This is a genomic window from Saccharothrix texasensis (assembly GCF_003752005.1).
Lineage (GTDB): Bacteria > Actinomycetota > Actinomycetes > Mycobacteriales > Pseudonocardiaceae > Actinosynnema > Actinosynnema texasense.
In genome coordinates this window covers 2261228-2279234 of record NZ_RJKM01000001.1, presented here as the reverse complement: position 1 = coordinate 2279234, position 18007 = coordinate 2261228, and the positions used below count along the sequence as shown (strand labels likewise).

Genomic DNA, 18007 nt, shown 5'->3' with positions numbered 1-18007 from the left:
GGGACTCTCTGCTCACTCGGTGTATATCAAGCGTGATTCATCGGCTCTCGTTCACTCTGTCGGTGATGCCTATTCTCCTTTGTGGGTGACGGTCCGGCTCGGACCCTGCGGTAATTCATCCAGACGTGCGACGGAAAGCCACCGGGGCGGTCGAATCCCGTGGCGGTCCGGAGGCGAATAATTCTGGACCGTCAGCCGCCATCCAGTGAAATGGGGCCCATTGAGCGTCGATGAAGGAGACGTGCGCACCGCGTCGGAAGAGGCCGGACCGGTCCTTTCCGACGGCCCGCGCACCCACGCCCGCGCCCACGTCGTGCTGCCCGCCTACAACGAGGCGGCGTCGCTGCCGCCGCTGCTGACCCGGCTCGCCGAGGCCGCCCTCGCCGGGAAGCTCACCGCCTGGGTCGTGGACGACGGCTCGTCCGACGGCACCGCCGACGTCGTCGCCGACGGCTGGCCGGGCCTGGACGTCCGGCTGGTCAGCCACCCGGTCAACCTCGGCCTCGGCCAGGCCGTCCAGTCGGGGCTGCGCGCCGTGCTGGCCGAGGCCGGCGACGAGGACGTCGTCGTCGTGATGGACGCCGACGACACCCACGACCCGGCCCTGATCCACCGCATGGAGCAGGAGATCTCGGCGGGCGCGGACGTGGTGATCTGCTCCAGGTTCGTCGACGGCGGCGACGACGCGACCGCGCCCCCGCTGCGCCGGCTGCTCTCGCGCGGCGCGGCGGTGCTCTTCCGCCGCGTGCTGCGGGTGGACGGCGTCCGCGACTGCACCAGCGGCTTCCGCGCCTACCGGGTCAGCCTGCTGGCCCGCGCCGAGCGGCACTGGGGCGAGCGGCTGATCGAGGAACGCGGGTTCGCGTGCATGGTCGAGCTGCTGCTCAAGCTGCGGCACTGCCGGCCGGTCGTCACCGAGGTGCCGCTGGCCCTGCGCTACGACCGCAAGCACGGCCCGAGCAAGATCCGGCTCGTCCGCACCATCGGGCAGTACCTGAAGCTGCTGGTCCGCGACCGGCTCACGCCCGCGCCGTACCGGGCGCTGTGATGCGGCCGGCGGACGGCGGGCACGTGGTGGTGGTCGGCGGCGGCATCTGCGGCCTCGCCGCCGCGCACCGGCTGGTGCGGACCGGCGCGCGGGTGACGTTGCTGGAGGGCAGCGACCAGCTCGGCGGCCTCGGCACGTTCTTCGCGTGGCGCGACCGCTGGGTGGAGCGCTTCTACCACTGCGTGATGCCGACCGACGACCACCTGCTCGACCTGCTCGACGAGCTGGGGCTGCGCGACTCGGTCACGTGGCGGCCCACCCGGATGGGCATGGTCGTGGACGGCCGCGCGTTCCCGTTCAACACGGCCCGGGACCTGCTCGGGTTCACCCCGCTGGGCGTGCTCGACCGGCTGAGGTTCGGCGCGGTCTCGGTGCTGCTGCGGCGGTTGGGCCGGGGCAAGGACCTCGACGGCACGCGCACCGAGGACTGGCTGCGCGGCCTGTACGGCGACCGGGTGTGGGAGCTGCTGCTCGCGCCCCTGTTCGGCGCGAAGTTCGGCGCGCGGTTCGGCGACGTGCCCGCGCTGTACCTGTGGCAGCGCCTGGGGCGCGAGGGGGCCGTGTCGGTGCGCGGGTACCCCGAGGGCGGTTACCGGGCCGTCATCGACGCGCTCAGGGCGTCGATCGAGGCCGGCGGCGGCGTGGTGCGGCTGGGCGCGCCGGTGCGGCGGATGGGCGTGACCGACGGGCGGGTGCGGATCGTCCTGGACGGCGGCGAGTCGGTGACGGCGGACCACGTGGTGTCGACGCTGCCCCTGCCGTCGCTGCGGCAGCTCGCCGACGAGGACCTGGCCGCGCGGCTGCCGGACGTGCGGCTGCCGTACCAGGGCGTGGTGAACGCGCTGTTCTTCCTGCGCCGGCCGCTGTCGGGGCACTACTGGACGCCGGTGGTGCGGTCCGGCACCGAGTTCGACGGCCTGATCCAGATGACCCCGCTGGCGGGCGTGGAGCGGTACGACGGGCGGCACCTCGTCTACGCGATGCGGTACACCGACCGGGAGTCCGCGTTGTTCCAGGAGGACGACGCGGCGATCGCGGCGCGGTGGACGTCGCAGCTGCTGGCGCTGCACCCCTCGGTGTGCCGCGAGGACGTGGAGGACGTGCGGGTGTTCAAGGCCCCGTTCGTGGAACCGGTGTACCCGCTCGGCTACCTGGCGCAGCGGCCCCCGGTGGTGGTCGCCGGCACCCCGCTGCTGCTGGCGACCACCGCGCACGTCTACCCGGACGTCACGAGCTGGAACTCGAGTGCGGGACTGGCGCGACGGGTCGCCGAGAAGCTGGCGGGGGCACCACAACCCGTTCCGGGCTGAGCTGCCGGGCGTGCACCGGTTCGCCGCCGACCAGTCGCCGGAGCGCGGCGGCGATCCGGGCCGACGGCGAGCCGGTGCCGTAGGGCGACGGGATGTGCTCCAGGCGTTCCCGGTGGCCCGCCACGTCGTCCAGCCACCGCAGCACCTCCGCGCGCACCCGCGGTCCCGGCGGCACCAGGGTGCCGAACGTGCCCTCGATCTCGGGGCGCTCCGTGCTGCGGCGCACCACGACCACCGGCCGCTTGAGGACGCTGACCTCCTCCTGGATGCCGCCGGAGTCGGACACGACCACCGCGGCGCACCGGGCCAGCGCCAGGAACGCCGGGTAGGCCTGCGGCTCGACCACCTTCAGCGGGCGCAGCAGCGCGGTCAGGCCGAACGCCTCGACCCGCTTGGCCGTGCGCGGGTGCAGGGGCAGCACCACCGGCAGCGGCAGGCGGTTCAGCTCGCGCAGGATCGCCTCCAGGCTGACCGGGTCGTCCACGTTCTCCGGCCGGTGCACGGTGGCCAGCACGTAGCCGTCGCGCTCGAGCTCGTGCGCGGCCAGGACGACGGCCTCCTCGTCCCGGCCGGGCAGCGCCGTCACGAGGGCCTCGACCACGGTGTTGCCGGTGACCGCGATGCGCTCCTCGGGGACGCGCTCGGCCACCAGGTTGGCGTGGTTGAGCGGGGTCGGCGCGCAGCACAGGTCGGCGAGGTGGTCGATGGCGACCCGGTTGTGCTCCTCGGGCATCGCCCGGTCGAAGCTGCGCAGCCCCGCTTCGACGTGCACCAGCGGCACGTCGTTGGCGTTGGCGGCCAACGCGCCGGCGAGCGCGGACGTCGTGTCGCCCTGCACGATCACCGCCCTGGTCGGGTGCCGCGCCAGCAGCTCGTCCACGGCCGCGACGGCCGCGCCGAGCTGGCCGCCGCGCGTGCCGCCGCCGACGGACAGCTCGTGGAACCGCCCCGGGCGGCCGATGTCCTGCCGGATCCGGTGGTACATCGCGGTGTCGTAGTGCTGTCCGGTGTAGACGACGGTGGCGCTGGCGCCCATCACGCGGATCAGCGGCGCGAGCTTGATCAGCTCCGGCCTGGTGCCGCACACCATCGTGACGGTGCCGGGGACTCCCTGGTCGATCGGACCCACCTCCAGTCGCGGACGACGCGCGCCCGGGGCGCGATCGCGGTGAAGGTTAGAGTCCCCGTGGTCGATTTCCCTTGTGCCTCAGTCGATCGAGTGAACTTGACCGTGGCTGGGCCCGAGTTGTCGGTGCGGCTCAGTAGGTTGGTGAGTGGATCATTCTGGAGTGGACGGGTAGTTCGATGATGCGAAGACACCTGGCGTTGATCACCACGGCGGTGCTCGTGGCGGCGGGCGTGGGGCCGTCGCACGCGCAGGGGGCCGATCAGGTGCTGCTCCCGGACCTGCGGCAGGCCCCGGTGGGGTGCGGCGGCGGGTTCTCCGGCAACCCGTCGTGGTGCGTCGACTGGGACGTGTGCCCGGTCGCCGACCCGGCCGCGCCGAACGGCGAGTGCGTGCAAGTGGGCCCGATCGGGGCAGTCCGGCTGCGGTTCACCACATCGGCGGACAACGTCGGCGACGGGCCGTTGCTGATCCACGGCAGCCGGGCGGACGCCGGGCAGCGGGAGATGACCGCGCGGCAGGCGTTCCAGTCCGCTGTGGACGGTTCGATCCCGATGGCCTACGACCAGGCGCAGCACCCCGTGCCCGCCACCCTGTACTACGAGCCGGCGGCGACGCACGAGCACTGGCACCTGCTCGGCTTCGAGCACTTCCAGCTCCGCACACCTTCGGGTGACACGGTGGTCACCGACCGGAAGACCGGCTTCTGCCTCGGCGACCGGTACGAGACCCGCGACCGGCTGCCGAACCGCCCGACCGCGGACGACAGCCCGCAGAGCCGGTTGGCGGCGGCGTTGCAGGTGAACCGGTGCGGCCACCACTCGCCGGGGGCATTGAGCGTGGTGCAGGGGATCTCGGTCGGCCACGGCGACGACTACCTGCACACCGTCGACTTCCAGTGGTTGGACATCACCGCGGTGCCGTCCGGTGTGTACGACGTGGTGAACGTCGTCAACGGCGACCGCACCCTGGTCGAGAAGTCCTACGCGAACAACGCCTCGGCCATGGCCGTGTCGATCCGCTGGCCGGGCAACGCCACCGCGCCACCGGCCACCATCACCATCCCGCCGCAGGTGCGGCTGCTGCGGAACTGCCCGGGCGCCGAGCGGTGCGCCGCGCTGCGCCGGTGACGGTCAGGCCGGTCGGTGAGCGGTCCGCCCGTGCCCGCCGCGCGCTGTGACGCGGGCGGTCCGGAGGCCGATCCACGGTGACACGGCCCGGAGCCCCGCGTGGTTCCGGGCGTGGCTCCGGGAGAGGACCAGGGTGGCACTGTTCGGCAACAAGGAGAGCGCGGAGGTCGCCGCGCTCCAGCAGCAGCCGGCCTCGGCGCACGCGACGATCGCCGAGCTGAGCGGGTGGGTGGGCCACCTGCGCGACGCTCGCCGAGTCCCGGCGGCGGCTCGTGGCCGAGGCCGGCGCCTGGCGGGCGCAGCTGGTCGAGACCCGTGAGCTCGCCCTGCTGCAGGAGGTCGGGGTCTGCGAGTACGAGCACCCGTTGGACGACGCGCTGGCCTGCCAGGTCGACTGGGCGGTGAACGGGTCGCTCAAGGAGGGGCAGAAGCCGGGCCGCGACATCACCATCGGCAAGCTCGGCGCGCTGATGCGCATCGTCATCTCGCCGGACTACCACCGGCAGCGGCTGCACGAGATCGACCTGACCGCCGACTCCCTGGTCAAGGCCAAGGCCGAGGCCGAGCGCGACGCGGCTGGAGGCGAAGGGCGACGCCGAGGGGCCGGCGCGGGCGCGGGAGCAACTCGCGGCGGTCGACGACCCGATCACGGGGGTGGAGCGCCGCGCGGCGAACGTGCGGGCGGGCTACGTCTACGTGATCTCCAACGTCGGCACGCTCGGACCGGACGTGGTCAAGATCGGTCTTCGCCGTCTACATGACGAAACCGACGAAACGGGCCGTGCCCGCGATGGCCGTCCGCGTGCACAACCTCGCCGACGCGCAGGCCGTGGCCCAGGCCGCGCAGTCCGCGTCCGCCGCGCCGCGCCTGGACGTCCTCTGACGGGGGCCGGCGGTTTGACCACCTCGCCGGGCGGGAATTCGGCAGACGTCCGGATAGGCGACCGAAGGGTGGGGCCATGTCGTTGGCCACCGAGGACCGCGTGCTCGAAGGTCGCTACCAGCTGACGGGCAAGCTCGGCGTGGGCGGCACGGCCGAGGTCCACCGGGGGTGGGACCTGCTGCTGCGGCGGTTCGTCGCGGTCAAGGTGTTCCACGGCGACGAGGTGGACGGGCGCCGGTTCGACAACGAGGTCCGCACGCTGGCCGGGCTGTCGCACCCCGGGCTGCTGTCGGTCTACGACGTCGGCTCGTGCGACGGGACGTCGTACGTGGTCATGCAGCTGGTCGAGGGCACGACGTTGCGCGACCGGCTGTTCGACGGCACGTTCACGCCCGTGCAGGCGCGCGCTCTCGGCCACCAGGTCGCCGACACCCTCGCCCACGTGCACGAGCAGCGCGTCGTGCACCGGGACGTGAAGCCGTCGAACGTCCTGCTCGACGGCTCCGACACCGCCTACCTGGCCGACTTCGGCCTGGCCCACCCGCTCGGCTCGACCCGCGTCACCAAGACCAGGGAGGTCGTCGGCACCGCCGCCTACCTGGCGCCGGAGCAGGTGCGCGGCGAGGAGGTCGGTCCGCCCGCCGACGTCTACTCCCTCGGCCTGCTGCTGCTGGAGTGCCTGACCGGCTACCGGGAGTACCCGGGCAACCGGGTGGACGCCGCGATCGCCCGCTTGCACCGCCCGCCCAGGGTGCCGCAGGAGGTGCCCGCCGGCCTGGGCCGGCTGATCGCGCTCATGACGTCGCAGTCCCCGAGCCGCCGCCCCTCGGCCGCCCGGGTCGCCGACGAGCTGCGCCCCGCGCCGGCCGCGCTGCCGCGCGACCGGCTCCTGTGCGGTGTCCGCACCCCCAGCAGGCCCGCCGCCTGAGGCCCGCCTCTCAGAGCGTGGCCAGGAACCGCTCGACCGCGTCGGTGAACTCCGCCGGCCGTTCGAGGTTGGGCAGGTGGCCCGCGCCGGGGATCACCGCGAGCGTCGAGCCGGGGATGGCCGCGTGCATCCGCTCGGCCACGGCGACCGGCGTGTACTCGTCCTCCTCGCCGACGACCACGAGCGCCGGCACGGCGACGCGGGACAGCGAATCCAGGTAGTCGGGCCGTTCCGCACGTCCGCGCCACCCCGCCGCCGCGCCCTCCGGCGACGTGCCGCGCATCATCCCCAGCACGTGCTCGGCGACGGCGGGCAGCGCGACGACGTTGGCCGGCGAGATCATCTTGTCCAGCACCTCGTCGGCGTACGGGCCCATGCCCTCGCGCAGCACCCGCGCCGCCAGGTCGTTGCGCAGGTCGCGGCCCGCCGCCGTGTCCGCCTCCGGGAACGTGTCCGCCAGCACGAGCGCGCGGACGCGCGCCGGGTGCGACCGGTGCAGCTCCATCGCGATCTGGCCGCCCATCGACAGCCCGCACAGCACCACCCGGTCCAGGCCGAGGCGGTCGAGCAGCCCGATCAGGTCGTCGGCGAACACGCCCAGCGGCGTCTTGCCGGGCACGACCGTCGACTCGCCGTACCCGCGCAGGTCGGGGGCGACGACCCGGTGCCGGTCGCGGAGCCGTTCGACCTGGGGCCGCCACATCGAGCGGTTGAACGGGTGGCCGTGCACGAGCAGCACCGGGACGCCGTCGCCCTCGTCGTCGTAAGCGATGTCGATGTCGTTGACCCGCATGTTCCCCCCAGCGCCGGTTGACGTCAGGAGCCTAGGAACGCGACCCTGCTCGGTGCAATGAAAACAATGCTCTCGGTGCAATGCGGGGTGCTCGCGTGGCGGACTACCGCCTGATCGCCGACCGGCTCGCGGCCGAGGTCGCGGCCGGCCGGCTCAAGCCCGGTGACCGGCTGCCGCCGCAACGCGCGTTCGCCCGCCGCCACCGCATCGCCGGGTCCACGGCGGCCCGCGTCTACGGCGAGCTGATCCGCCGCGGGCTCGCGGTCGGCGAGGTCGGGCGCGGCACGTTCGTGCGGGCCGCGCGCCCGCCGGTCGATCCCGCGCCGGCCGAACCGGGCGGGGCGCGGGTCGACCTGGCGCTGAACTTCTGCGTGCTGCCCGACCAGCCCGCCCTGCTGGCGCCCGGCCTCGACCGGCTCGTCCGGCACGGGCTCGCCGACGCGCTCACGCCCGTCGGCGTCCGCGGCACGCCGGAGGCACGCGCCGCCGTCGCGCGCACGCTGGCACGGGGAGGGTGGACGCCGGACGAGAGCCGGGTGTTGTTCACCGGCAACGGCAAGCAGGCCGTCGCGGCCGCGGTGGCGGCCCTGGTGCCGGTCGGCGGCCGGCTCGGGGTGGAGACCGTGACCTACCCGGTGGTGAAGGCGATCGCGGCCAGGCTGGGCGTCACGCTCGTGCCGCTGCCGGTGGACGACGCGGGCGTGCTGCCGCGGGCGATCCGGGCGGCCGACGTGCGCGCGGTCTACCTCCAGCCGATCCTGCACAACCCGCTCGGCGCCACCATGCCCGACCAGCGCCGCGCCGAACTCGTCGACACCGTGCGGGAGTTGGACGTCCAGGTGGTCGAGGACGCCGTCTACGCCTTCCTCGGCCCCGACCTGCCGCCGCTCGCGCCCGAGCGCACGACCGTGGTGGACAGCCTCTCCAAACGCCTCGCGCCCGGCCTCACGGTCGGGTTCGCCGTCCCGCCCGCGCACCTGGTCGACCGGGTCGCCGCCGCCGCGCGCTCCGGCGGCTGGACCGCGGGCCGCTTCGCGCTCGCCGCCGCGACCGAGTGGCTCACCGACGGCACGGTGGACGCCGTGGTGGAGCGCAAGCGCGTCGTCGCGCTCGAACGGCAACGTCTCGTGCGCGACCGCCTGGCGGGCTTCGACATCGGCGCCGACCCCGGCTCCTACCACTGCTGGTGGCGGCTGCCGGACCGGTGGCGGGCCGACACGTTCGTGGCCGCCGCGGCACGGCGGGGCATCGCCGTCACGCCCGCCGCCGCGTTCGCGGTCGTGCCCGGTCACGCGCCGAACGCCGTCCGGCTCGCCCTCGCCTCCACCTCGACCCCTGTGCTGACCGCGGCGCTGGACGTGCTCGCCGCCCTCGCCGAAGGCGGTCCGGAGGACGAGCAGGTCGACTAGGGTTCGCGCATGACCAGGCTCTCTTGGCTGCTCGACGCCGATCCGGCGCTGCGCTGGCAGGTCGAGCGCGACCTCGCCCACGAACCGCCCGAGGTCTGGGAGGCGACCCGGGCCAGGATCGCGACCGAGGGCTTCGGCGCGCGCCTGCTCGCGCTCCAGGACCCGGACGGGCAGTGGGCGGGCGGCGCGTTCTTCCCGGCCGGCTTCGACTTCCACGGCCCGGAGGCGGCCGAGGGCGCCGGGCAGCCCTGGACCGCGACGACGTGGACGCTGGACTCGTTGCGGGAGTGGGGGATGGACCCCGCGGTCCTGCGCGAGCGCCGCACGGTCGAGCTGCTCGACCGCAACTGCCGCTGGGAGTACGACGACCTGCCGTACTGGGGCGGTGAGGTCGACTGCTGCATCAACGCGTGGACCGTCCAGAACGGCCTGTGGCTCGGCGCGGACGTGACCGGCATCGTGGACTGGTTCGTCGAGCACCGCCTGCCCGACGGCGGCTGGAACTGCCAGTGGGTCGAGGGCTCGACGCGGTCGTCGTTCCACTCGACCCTCAACTCCCTCAAGGGACTGCTCTCCTACGACGCCGCGACCGGCGGCACGGACGCGACCCGGGCCGCCCGCCGGGCCGGGGAGGAGTACCTGCTGGCACGGGGACTGTTCCGCCGGCTGTCCACGGGCGAGCCGGTGGCGCCGTGGGTGAACCGCTTCTCCTACCCGTTCCGCTGGTTCTACTCCGTGCTCAACGCGGCCGAGCACTTCCGCCGGGCCTCCCTGCTCGACGGCACGCCGCCGGACCCGCGCATGGCCGACGCGATCGAGCTGATCCGCGCCGAGCGGCAACCCGACGGCACGTGGCTCCAGGCCCGCCGGCACCCGGGACGCGTCTGGTTCGAGGTCGACGTGCCGCCGGGGGAGCCGTCGAAGTGGCTGACCCTGTACGGGACGCGCGTGCTCGACTGGTGGGACGCCGCCGCCCGGTCGGCGCGCTAGCCGCCCGGCCGCCGCCCGGTCAGGACCGCGCCAGCCACGCCAGCACGCCGCCCCGCGACCAGCAGCGGCCGACCGCCTCGGCGTGCAGGGTGGACCCGTCGAGCACGACCAGGCCGATGGTGCTGTGCCCGGAGGCGCGGCGGTCGCCGAGCGTCGGCACCGACGGCGCGACCCCGACCCCTTCCACCGACACCCACGCCACCGGTCGGCCCGCCGCGGCGTCGTCGAGGCGGTGCAGGAAGCGCAACCGGCCCTCCAGCGGGAAGCTCGACAACGCCCACGTCGTGAGGACGACCGGCAGGGCGTCCGACGGCACCCGGGCGACCGCGTCGGGCAGCACGTCGACGGCGTCACCCCGCAGCAGCAGCGGGGGGTCCGCCCCGGCCAGCGCGACCTCCGCCTCCAGCTTCGCCCCGCGCTCCGGTCGGTCGGGCGGCACGCAGGCGCGCAGCCAGCGGACGTCGTCCGGGTCGGTCACGTCGAGCGGGTCCGGGTCGACGCCGACCTTGGCGACGACCTCGGGCAGCGCCCGCGTCGGCACGGGCCGGTCGCCCACGACCGACGCCGTCAGCCGCACCGGGGAGGCGGGGTCGCCGAGCGACTGCCCGTTGCCGTAGGCGATGCCGACGCGGTCGACCGTGAGGTCGAGGCCTGCCGAGCAGCCCACGTCGACCAGCCCGACCGCGTTCGCGCCCGCCCGGCGGGCCACCTCGGCGACGGCCGGGTACAGCACGGCGCCGTGCCCGGTCTCGTCGGCGCGGAGCCGCCGGCGCGCGACGAGGTCGACGACCGGGTCGGTCAGGCGCACCAGCGCGTCGACGGCCGCGCCGGCGGCGGCGTCGCCGTCCCCGGTGGCGTAGGCACGGGCGAGTGCCGGGGCACGTCCGGCGAGGGCGAGGTCGTGCAGCGCGGCGAGGACCAAGGAGGGGTGCCGCTTGCGCGCGGGGGCGGAGCCGATGGCGCGCAGCGCCTCGGCGGACTCGCTGAGGGCGATGGCGACGCGCTCGTGCAGCGGCGACGTCCCGGCGGCGGCCTCGCCGAATCGTCGGTACACCTCGGCGAGCGTGCGGGCCTCGGCCACGGGCGGCGTGCCTCCTGCGGTCGACCCGGCATCACGGCGATCCTAGTGGCCGGCCGGTGCCGGCGCGCCCGCGATGCGGCGATCAAGGGCTTGGTGATGGGCGACCTCAGGTTCGGGCACACGTGGACGATCGCGCGCTGGGTCGAGGGCGAACCGGCCGACCGCGCGCCGATCACCGGCGCCGACGCGCCGACCAACCCGACGCGCGGCATTCCCCTGGCCGGGGTGGGGGACTGGTTCGAGCTGATCGCCGACCACCCGGGCGCCGACCGCGCGCGGGAGGTGTGGGAGCGGGCCGTGGCGGCTCCCGCCTGGTCGGGCCCGCCGCTCTGGCTGCACGGCGACCCGCACCCGGCGAACGTGGTCGTCCGGGACGGGACGCTCGCCGGGGTGGTCGACTTCGGCGAGCTGTGCTGCGCCCCCTGGGCCTGATCGGGATCGGGCGGAACGGGCGGCTCGGCCTGGCCGGGGGCAAACCGACCTGGGAACCGGCGGGTCACGCCGCGCTGGACCGGGTCCTGGCGGAGAGCTGACCGCGACCACCCCGGCCCCCGCGCGGCACGTCAGGCGAAGGCCACCAGGTACGTCGCCAGCACCGCGAGCAGGTAGACCGGGTAGCCGACGCGCGAGGCGCGGGCCAGTCGCCGTTCCGCGTCGTCCCGCCGCACCGACGCCAACCGCTTGCGCAGCATGGCGACCAGCACGCACCCGACGGCCAGCAGGATGAACGCGTAGTAGCCCCACTCCAGCGCCACCGTGTAGCTGACCGACGGCAGCTGCGACGTCACGTTGGTCAGCAGCACGGCGGTGCTGAGGATCGCCGTGACACCCATCGACACGGGCGCGGCGCCGTCGGCGGCCTTGAAGAACAGCGACAGGTACGTGACGCAGATCAGCAGCAGCAACGGCAGCAGGTTCTTCAGCAGGAACGGCAGCGTGTCGCGGACGATCTCCACCTCGCCCGTGTACTGGCTGTAGTAGATGCCCTCGGCGACACCCGCCGCGGAGCCGTCGCCGAGGGCGTCGCTGCTGCCGACGGTCCGCTGGAAGAACCGGGCCGACGTGGCCAGCCAGTTCGGGATCGCGTTGATCGTGGCCTCCGCGTCCGCGCCGCTGCGCAGGTGGTGCTCGGCCGGCTGGTCCAGCACCTCCTTGTCGGTCACGTACACGACCTCGTCGGCGGTCCGCGTCCGGTTCTGCAGCACGACCTCCAGGTGCTGGTGGTCGAACGGGAAGCTGCGGAACTCGAAGCCGTTCTTGAACCGGTCGGCCACCCGGTACAGCCGGTAGGTGCCGTTCTCGTCGGTGACGTCGCGCAGCGGCTCGCCCAGCTCCAGGTCCGGCTCGACCGCGTTGACGAACTGCACGTCCGCCGCCGTGTGTGGGCCGGTGTACTTCAGCCACAGGAAGAAGTCCACGAAGTACGTGCCGTCGCGGGTGTCCAGGTCCCGCACCTCGTTGAGGTTGATGCCGGTGGCCACGACCTGGCGGCGGGTCAGGTACCGGTCGCCGACCGGGATCACCGTGCCGTCGGCCACGGCGGCGCCCAACGCCTGCGGCGACGGCGGCTCGTACACCGTCAGCTGCACGGGCGCGGACACCAGCCGCGTGCCGTCGCTGGTCACGAACGACACCGGCATCTGCGCCGAGCCGTTGGCGGTGAAGTACAGCGGTCCGAGCAGCGCCGGGAACGCGTTCTTCTTGTCCTTCAACGCGGCGAGGCCGTCGCGCAGCCGCCCGCGGTCCTCGGCGATGGTCGTCTCGTCGAGGCCGATGCGGCCGGTGGTGACGACGTGCAGGCCGACGTTGAGCGCTTCCCGCGCGGTGGCGGCGTGCCAGCGCGGTCGTTCGCCGTAGCGCCGCCGGTAGTCCTCGGCCCAGGCGAGCGCGGGACCGGACAGCGAGTCGTGCGCCATCGGGGTGGCCAGGTGCAGGTCGCGCGTGGCGCCGCCCAGGGCGTCGTGGAACGACGTGGTGCCCAGGGAGGCGGTGCCCAGGATCGGCGCGGTCACGCCCGCCTCCCGCAGGCCCTTGACCAGCGGGACGCCGTTGCGGTCCTCGGTGGCGAGCAGGACCGGCGTGCCGGGGGGCAGGGCCTTGATCCGGTCGATCGCCGGCCGGGGGTCGTCGGTGACGGCCACGGTGGCGACGACCTCGCCGAACTGCCGGTAGGACGCCGTGAACGCGGCCTGCGCGGACCGGCCCGAGGCGTGGTCGTCGTGGATGACCGCGACCTCGCGGGCGCCGAGCACCCGGGCGGCGTAGACGGCGAGGAAGTCGCCCTGGGTGCGGTCGCCGAACATGCTGCGGAAGTACCAGTCGCTGCTGTCGGTGACGCTCGACCCGCTGGCCGACGGCGTGACGGCGGGGATGCCGGCCGCGCGGTAGATCGGGGCGGCGGCGAGCGACGTGACCGTGACGCCGTGTCCGATGACGTACAGCGCCCGGTCCTCGCGGACGATCTCCTCGGCGATCCGCTCCGCCCGCTCGGGCTGGTCGGCGTCGTCGTAGACGAGCAGTTCCACCGGGTGCCCGTCGACGCCGCCGGCGGCGTTGACGTCCTCCAGGCCCATCCGCACGCCGCGCTCGACGTGGGCGGCGGCGGCCGGGTCGCGCCCGGTCAGGCCCACCACCAGGGCGACGTGCACGGGGGTGTCGGCGGCCTGGCCGACCGCGGTCCACACGCCCGCGTCGGTCACCGCCACCAGCACCACGACGCCCGCCGCGAGCAGCCCTTTCAGCTTCGTGCGGCGTTTCGGCGCGTGGTCGACGGGGTCCGGGCGCGGCGGCTCGACCACGTCGCGGGCCTCGGGCGGCGCTTGCGGTTCGACGCCGCGCAGCGCGCGCCGGGCCCGGTCGGTGGCCGGGTCGGCCTTGATCACGTACGCCCGGTCCAGGCAGAACAGGCGCTCGGCGTCGTCGGCGACGAGTTCGGCGAGCCAGCGCCAGGCGGGTTCGTACTCCGCGTCCTCGGCCAGCGCCACGCCGAGCAGCCCGCGCGCCGCGGCGGGGTCCGCGGCGCGCAGGGCGATGGCCTGGTGGGTGAGCGTGACGGGGGTGTCGGGCTTGGCCGGCGTTTCGGGCACGGGCGGAGGCTAGGTTCACCACCCGGTCCCCGATGGAGGATCCCCTGACCGTGGCACGTCCACCAGATCGGGTGTTCTGCGTGGTCGTTCGGTGGCATCGGTCATTCGGTCGGGCGGCCGTCCTCGTCCACGATGTGCATGGCCGCGTCCTCGGGGCCGCGGAGGTAGTCGGACCCGGCCTCGGCCGCGATGGACGTCTGCTCCTCGTCGACGAAGTCGCCGTCGTCGTCGGGCGCGGTGTACTGCGGGCCCGCGGTTTCCGGGTCGTGCAGCGGTTCGCGGCCCGCCCCCTCGCCCCATCGCGGTTCCATTGCCTCCTGCTGCTCGGACATCGGTCCTCCGTGGGCTCGCACTCGGTCGTCGGCCATGGTCGGGCTCCTCCCGTGCCGGTCAGGGGGCACACCGACGGGTTACCCGGGTACGCCGGTCGGACACTGTTCCGTTTGCGCGTGCGCGAGCAGGTGAACCCGGAGGTCATGACGAGGACCGGCACGATGGCGGTGTCGGTCGACGCCTGGGGCGTCGACCTGGCCGCTGACCTCGGCGTTCCCCCCGATCCGGCCGGTGTGGTGGTGTTCGCGCACGGATCGGGCAGTTCGCGGCGCAGCGGGCGCAACCAGGCCGTGGCGGAGTCGTTGCGGCGGGACGGCTACGCGACCCTGCTGCTCGACCTGCTGACCGAGCGCGAGGAGCGGGAGGACCGGGTCACCGGGCGGCTGCGGTTCGACATCGGGCTGCTGGCGGAGCGGGTGGCGGCGTCGGTGGAGTGGACGTCGAGGGCGCCGGCGACGCGGGGGTTGCCGATCGGCCTGTTCGGCGCGAGCACGGGCGCGGCGGCGGCGCTGGTGGCGGCGGCCGGGACGTACCTGGTGCGGGCCGTGGTGTCCCGGGGTGGCCGGCCGGACCTGGCGGGGCGCGCGCTGTCGCGGGTGCGCGCGCCGACGTTGCTGGTGGTCGGTGGCGACGACGAGGAAGTGCTGGAGCTGAACCGCGCGGCGGCCGAGGAGTTGGCGGTGCTGTGGCGGCTCGAGGTGGTCGAGGGCGCGACGCACCTGTTCGTCGAGCCGGGCGCGCTGGACCAGGTCGCCCACCTGGCGGGATCGTGGTTCCGGGACTTCCTCTGACCTCTGGCGGTGCGGGGGTGGACGCGGCGCGACCGCGGTGTCCGCGCCGCGTCCAGCCGGTGGCGCGGTCCTAGCCGCGGCGCCACTTCTGGTTCGCCGTGCCGCCGCACTCCCACAGCTGCAGGACCGCGTCGTTGGCCGGGTTCCAGTCGGCGATGTCCAGGCACTTGCCCGCCTGCGGGTTGACCAGGTCTCCCGCGGCGGTCAGGACGAACTGCTGGGCGGGGTTGCCGCTGCACCTCGCGATCTGGACGGCGGCGCCGTTCGCGGTCGAACCCCAGGCCACGTCCACGCACATGTCGTTCTGCGTGCGCAACGTGCCGCCGGTCGCCTCCCACCGCTGGTCGGTGCCGCCGGTGCAGTCCCGCACGACCAGGCGCCGGCCGTCGGTGAAGTCCCGGTTCGGCACGTTGACGCACTTGCCGTGCCACGCGCTGACGATGCTGCCCGCGGACACCGGCGGAGGAGTGCCGCCGCCGCCGGTGAACGGGGTCAGGGTGATGCCCGCCGAACGCGGGTCGCCGTCGTGCACCAACGACTCCTGCGCCTGCACGTCGTCGAACGCGAAGCCGTAGGCCTTGCCGTCCACCATGTTCCGGTGCACCAGCCGCGAGTAGTGGTTGGTGATCGCACCCTGGTAGAAGTCGGCGGGACCGCCGCCGGGCTGGGTGTCGACCGTGCCGAGCGTGGAGCGGTGCAGCGCGGCGCACAGGGTCCGCGCGATCGGACCGACGACCTGGTCGTTGGGCGCGTGCAGCGCGCCGTCGCAACCCCACACGTCCGACGTGGACGGTTTGGCGAACGACGCCACCTGACGACCCGACGGGTCGGTGAAGGTCATGGTGGCGCCCGAGGTGCGGCCGGAGTAGCGGATGTCCGGCCGGTCGCCGAACGGGACCACGGTCAACGTCTTGGTGGTGTAGGCGTTCCACGCCTGCGTGATGGAGGGGTCGAGGTAGTCGCGGGCGAACAGGCCCGCGTCGGCGGCCTTGCCCGGCGCGAGCACGCGCACCACGGTGCCGTCGGGGCGGGTGCGGATCGAACCGGCCCAGCCCGCTTGGCCGCGCAGGCCGTCGATCACGTTGTCCCGGCCGTTCGCGACGAGTTCGCCGGTCTTCTTCGTCACGCCGCTCGCACCGGTCACGCTCACCGCGTGCGGCACGGCGAACATGTCCACCTGGGAGCTGTTGAGCCACAGGCCCGCGTCGTTGTAGGTGAACTCGCTCCAGTCGAACAGGATGTCCCGGTTCGGGTCGCTCGGCGACCACGGCGCGGGCTGCACCAGGCCGTCCGGGGTCAGGAAGAACTTCAGCTTCTCGCCGAACGACAGGTAGACGCGGCCGGAGATGAACCGCGGCACGCGCACGGTGACGCTGCCGCCGTTCGCCGGGCCCGCGATCGACACGTCCGGCGCGGGCGAGGGCGGGTTGGCGCCGGCCGGCCACGGGGTGAACGTGCCGGACTGGTCGACGTGCCCGAGCCGGCCGCCGGGGCGGATGTCGGTGCCGAGGACGTACAGGTGGACGGCTTCGGACCGGCCGCTGTGGTTGGTGATCGTGAGCGGCAGCAGGTCCGGTCCGACGGCCGCGGCCGGTGTGGCGGCGGCCAGTGACGCCGATGTGACGAGCGCGGCGAACGCGCTCAACCACCTCGTCGGGGTGCGCATGGTGACTCCTCGGTGCAGGGGGTGGTCCCGACCTCCGGGCCGGTTCCAGGGCGGCCGGGCGGTCGACGCCGACGCGGACAGGGTCCGTGAGAGCGCTTCCATAGCGTTGTGCGATGGTCGGACCACTGTCAAGACCGGAACGTGACCCGGATTACTGGAGTCCGATGTGGATCGGCGGTCAGAGTGGGGGCATGACTTACGACGTCGACTCCGTCCGCGCCCGCTTCCCCTCCCTCGCCACCGGCACCGCCCACTTCGACGGCCCGGGCGGCTCGCAGGTGCCCGCCGCCGTCGCGGACGCCATGCGGGACGCGATGACCTCGTCCCTGGCCAACCGGGGCGCGGTGACCGACGCCGAGCGCGCGGCCGACACGATCGTGCTGGACGCCCGGCGCGCGGTGGCCGACCTGCTCGGCGCGCCGCCGGAGGGCGTCGTGTTCGGGCGCAGCATGACGCAGCTGACCTACGACTTCGCCCGCACCCTGGCCCGCACCTGGCGGCCCGGCGACGAGGTGGTGGTGACCAGGCTCGACCACGACGCGAACGTGCGGCCGTGGGTGCAGGCCGCCGAGGCGGTGGGCGCGGTGGTGCGGTGGGTCGGGTTCGACCCGGCGACCGGTGAGCTGGACGACGTCGCCGGGGCGCTGTCGGAGCGGACCCGGCTGGTGGCCGTCACGGCGGCGTCGAACCTGATCGGCACGCGTCCCCCGCTGGCGCGGATCGCCACCGCGGCGCACCAGCGCGGCGCGCTGTTCTACGTGGACGGCGTGCACCTCACCGCGCACGACGCGGTGGACGTGGCGGCGTTGGGGGCGGACTTCTTCGCGTGCTCGCCGTACAAGTTCTTCGGCCCGCACTGCGGAGTGGTGGCGGGGCGGCCGGAGGTGCTGGCGGACCTGCGGCCGGACAAGCTGCTGCCGTCGTCGGACGCCGTGCCGGAGCGGTTCGAGCTGGGCACGTTGCCGTACGAGGTGCTGGCGGGCTGCACGGCCGCAGTGGACTTCATCGCCGACCTGGTCCCGTCCGGCGGCACCCGGCGGGACCGCGTCGTGGCGTCGTTGGCGGCGGTGGGCGAGCACGAGGACCGGTTGCGGGAGAGGGTCGAGGCGGGGCTGGCGGAGCTGCCCGGGGTGACGGTGTGGTCGCGGGCCCGGCTGCGCACGCCGACGGTGCTGGCGACGTTCGCCGACCACGCGGCGGCGGACGCGTACCGGCACCTGGCCGGGTTGGGCGTGAACGCGCCGGCGGGCTCGTTCTACGCGATCGAGGCGTCCCGCCGGCTGGGGCTCGGCGACACCGGCGGGCTGCGGGTCGGGCTGGCGCCGTACTCGACCGACGCCGAGGTGGACCGGCTGCTCGACGGGTTGGGCTCGTTCCTGCGTTCGGCCTAGCCGCGGCCCTCGACGTGCCGGGCCGACCGGCGTGATGCCTGC

At 74.2% G+C, this 18007-nt stretch carries 18 protein-coding genes; 12 read left to right on the top strand and 6 right to left on the bottom strand.

Annotation, left to right across the window (positions count from 1 at the left end; translation table 11 throughout):
- Positions 1 to 241 precede the first annotated feature (241 nt).
- Positions 242 to 1048: a glycosyltransferase gene (locus EDD40_RS08700; RefSeq protein WP_246037552.1), complete on the top strand. Its 807-nt coding sequence runs from the start codon at positions 242 to 244 to the stop codon at positions 1046 to 1048.
- Complete coding sequence (locus EDD40_RS08695) at positions 1048 to 2358, top strand: FAD-dependent oxidoreductase (protein ID WP_123747864.1); 1311 nt, start codon at positions 1048 to 1050, stop codon at positions 2356 to 2358. Before EDD40_RS08700 ends, EDD40_RS08695 begins: the two co-directional genes overlap by 1 nt.
- Here EDD40_RS08695 and wecB read toward each other — a convergent pair.
- Positions 2276 to 3448, bottom strand: coding sequence for a non-hydrolyzing UDP-N-acetylglucosamine 2-epimerase (gene wecB / locus EDD40_RS08690; protein ID WP_123747863.1), 1173 nt, complete (start codon positions 3446 to 3448; stop codon positions 2276 to 2278). The genes EDD40_RS08695 and wecB overlap by 83 nt on opposite strands.
- 215 nt (positions 3449 to 3663) lie before the next feature.
- On the opposite strand from wecB, the gene EDD40_RS08685 reads away from it, so the two are divergent.
- The 4 genes from EDD40_RS08685 to EDD40_RS08675 all read left to right on the top strand — a co-directional run bounded on the left by EDD40_RS08685 (position 3664) and on the right by EDD40_RS08675 (position 6425).
- The gene (locus EDD40_RS08685; protein WP_246037550.1) at positions 3664 to 4614 is read left to right on the top strand and encodes a lysyl oxidase family protein; all 951 of its coding nucleotides are present in this window, start codon (positions 3664 to 3666) and stop codon (positions 4612 to 4614) included.
- A 272-nt stretch (positions 4615 to 4886) separates the two neighbouring features.
- A complete protein-coding gene (locus EDD40_RS08680; RefSeq protein ID WP_246037549.1) occupies positions 4887 to 5375 on the top strand; it encodes a hypothetical protein in 489 nt (162 codons plus the stop codon).
- The gene (locus tag EDD40_RS44325; protein ID WP_281277756.1) at positions 5372 to 5497 is read left to right on the top strand and encodes a hypothetical protein; all 126 of its coding nucleotides are present in this window, start codon (positions 5372 to 5374) and stop codon (positions 5495 to 5497) included. Before EDD40_RS08680 ends, EDD40_RS44325 begins: the two co-directional genes overlap by 4 nt.
- A 76-nt stretch (positions 5498 to 5573) precedes the next feature.
- Positions 5574 to 6425, top strand: coding sequence for a serine/threonine-protein kinase (locus EDD40_RS08675; protein ID WP_123742445.1), 852 nt, complete (start codon positions 5574 to 5576; stop codon positions 6423 to 6425).
- 10 nt (positions 6426 to 6435) lie between these two features.
- Here the strand turns inward: EDD40_RS08675 and EDD40_RS08670 are convergent, their stop codons facing one another.
- The gene (locus tag EDD40_RS08670) at positions 6436 to 7218 is read right to left on the bottom strand and encodes an alpha/beta fold hydrolase (protein WP_123742444.1); all 783 of its coding nucleotides are present in this window, start codon (positions 7216 to 7218) and stop codon (positions 6436 to 6438) included.
- Positions 7219 to 7313: 95 nt separating this feature from the next.
- Between EDD40_RS08670 and EDD40_RS08665 the strand changes: the two genes are divergently transcribed.
- Positions 7314 to 8627, top strand: a complete 1314-nt coding sequence (locus EDD40_RS08665) for an aminotransferase-like domain-containing protein (protein ID WP_170185006.1) — start codon at positions 7314 to 7316, stop codon at positions 8625 to 8627.
- A 9-nt stretch (positions 8628 to 8636) separates the two neighbouring features.
- Complete coding sequence (locus EDD40_RS08660; protein ID WP_123742442.1) at positions 8637 to 9617, top strand: squalene cyclase; 981 nt, start codon at positions 8637 to 8639, stop codon at positions 9615 to 9617.
- A gap of 19 nt (positions 9618 to 9636) precedes the next feature.
- Here the strand turns inward: EDD40_RS08660 and EDD40_RS08655 are convergent, their stop codons facing one another.
- On the bottom strand, positions 9637 to 10698 hold the full coding sequence (locus tag EDD40_RS08655; protein ID WP_123742441.1) for a DUF2332 domain-containing protein: 1062 nt from the start codon (positions 10696 to 10698) through the stop codon (positions 9637 to 9639).
- A 96-nt stretch (positions 10699 to 10794) separates the two neighbouring features.
- On the opposite strand from EDD40_RS08655, the gene EDD40_RS08650 reads away from it, so the two are divergent.
- Both EDD40_RS08650 and EDD40_RS44320 read left to right on the top strand, forming a co-directional pair.
- The gene (locus EDD40_RS08650) at positions 10795 to 11130 is read left to right on the top strand and encodes a phosphotransferase (RefSeq protein WP_246037548.1); all 336 of its coding nucleotides are present in this window, start codon (positions 10795 to 10797) and stop codon (positions 11128 to 11130) included.
- Positions 11109 to 11231, top strand: coding sequence for a hypothetical protein (locus EDD40_RS44320; protein WP_281277755.1), 123 nt, complete (start codon positions 11109 to 11111; stop codon positions 11229 to 11231). The genes EDD40_RS08650 and EDD40_RS44320 overlap by 22 nt, the downstream gene beginning before the upstream one ends.
- 30 nt (positions 11232 to 11261) lie before the next feature.
- On the opposite strand, the gene EDD40_RS08645 is transcribed toward EDD40_RS44320, so the two are convergent.
- Entirely contained in the window at positions 11262 to 13784 is a 2523-nt protein-coding gene (locus tag EDD40_RS08645) for an ABC transporter substrate-binding protein (RefSeq protein WP_123742440.1), read from the bottom strand.
- A 101-nt stretch (positions 13785 to 13885) separates the two neighbouring features.
- The gene (locus tag EDD40_RS08640; protein WP_148088734.1) at positions 13886 to 14116 is read right to left on the bottom strand and encodes a hypothetical protein; all 231 of its coding nucleotides are present in this window, start codon (positions 14114 to 14116) and stop codon (positions 13886 to 13888) included.
- A gap of 144 nt (positions 14117 to 14260) precedes the next feature.
- Here EDD40_RS08640 and EDD40_RS08635 point away from each other — a divergent pair, with 144 nt between their 5' ends.
- On the top strand, positions 14261 to 14908 hold the full coding sequence (locus EDD40_RS08635) for a dienelactone hydrolase family protein (protein ID WP_425471336.1): 648 nt from the start codon (positions 14261 to 14263) through the stop codon (positions 14906 to 14908).
- Between the two features lie 70 nt (positions 14909 to 14978).
- Here EDD40_RS08635 and EDD40_RS08630 read toward each other — a convergent pair whose 3' ends face one another.
- A complete protein-coding gene (locus EDD40_RS08630; RefSeq protein WP_123742438.1) occupies positions 14979 to 16574 on the bottom strand; it encodes a glycoside hydrolase family 64 protein in 1596 nt (531 codons plus the stop codon).
- A gap of 191 nt (positions 16575 to 16765) precedes the next feature.
- Between EDD40_RS08630 and EDD40_RS08625 the strand changes: the two genes are divergently transcribed.
- Positions 16766 to 17965, top strand: coding sequence for a cysteine desulfurase-like protein (locus EDD40_RS08625; protein WP_123742437.1), 1200 nt, complete (start codon positions 16766 to 16768; stop codon positions 17963 to 17965).
- Positions 17966 to 18007 lie beyond the last annotated feature (42 nt).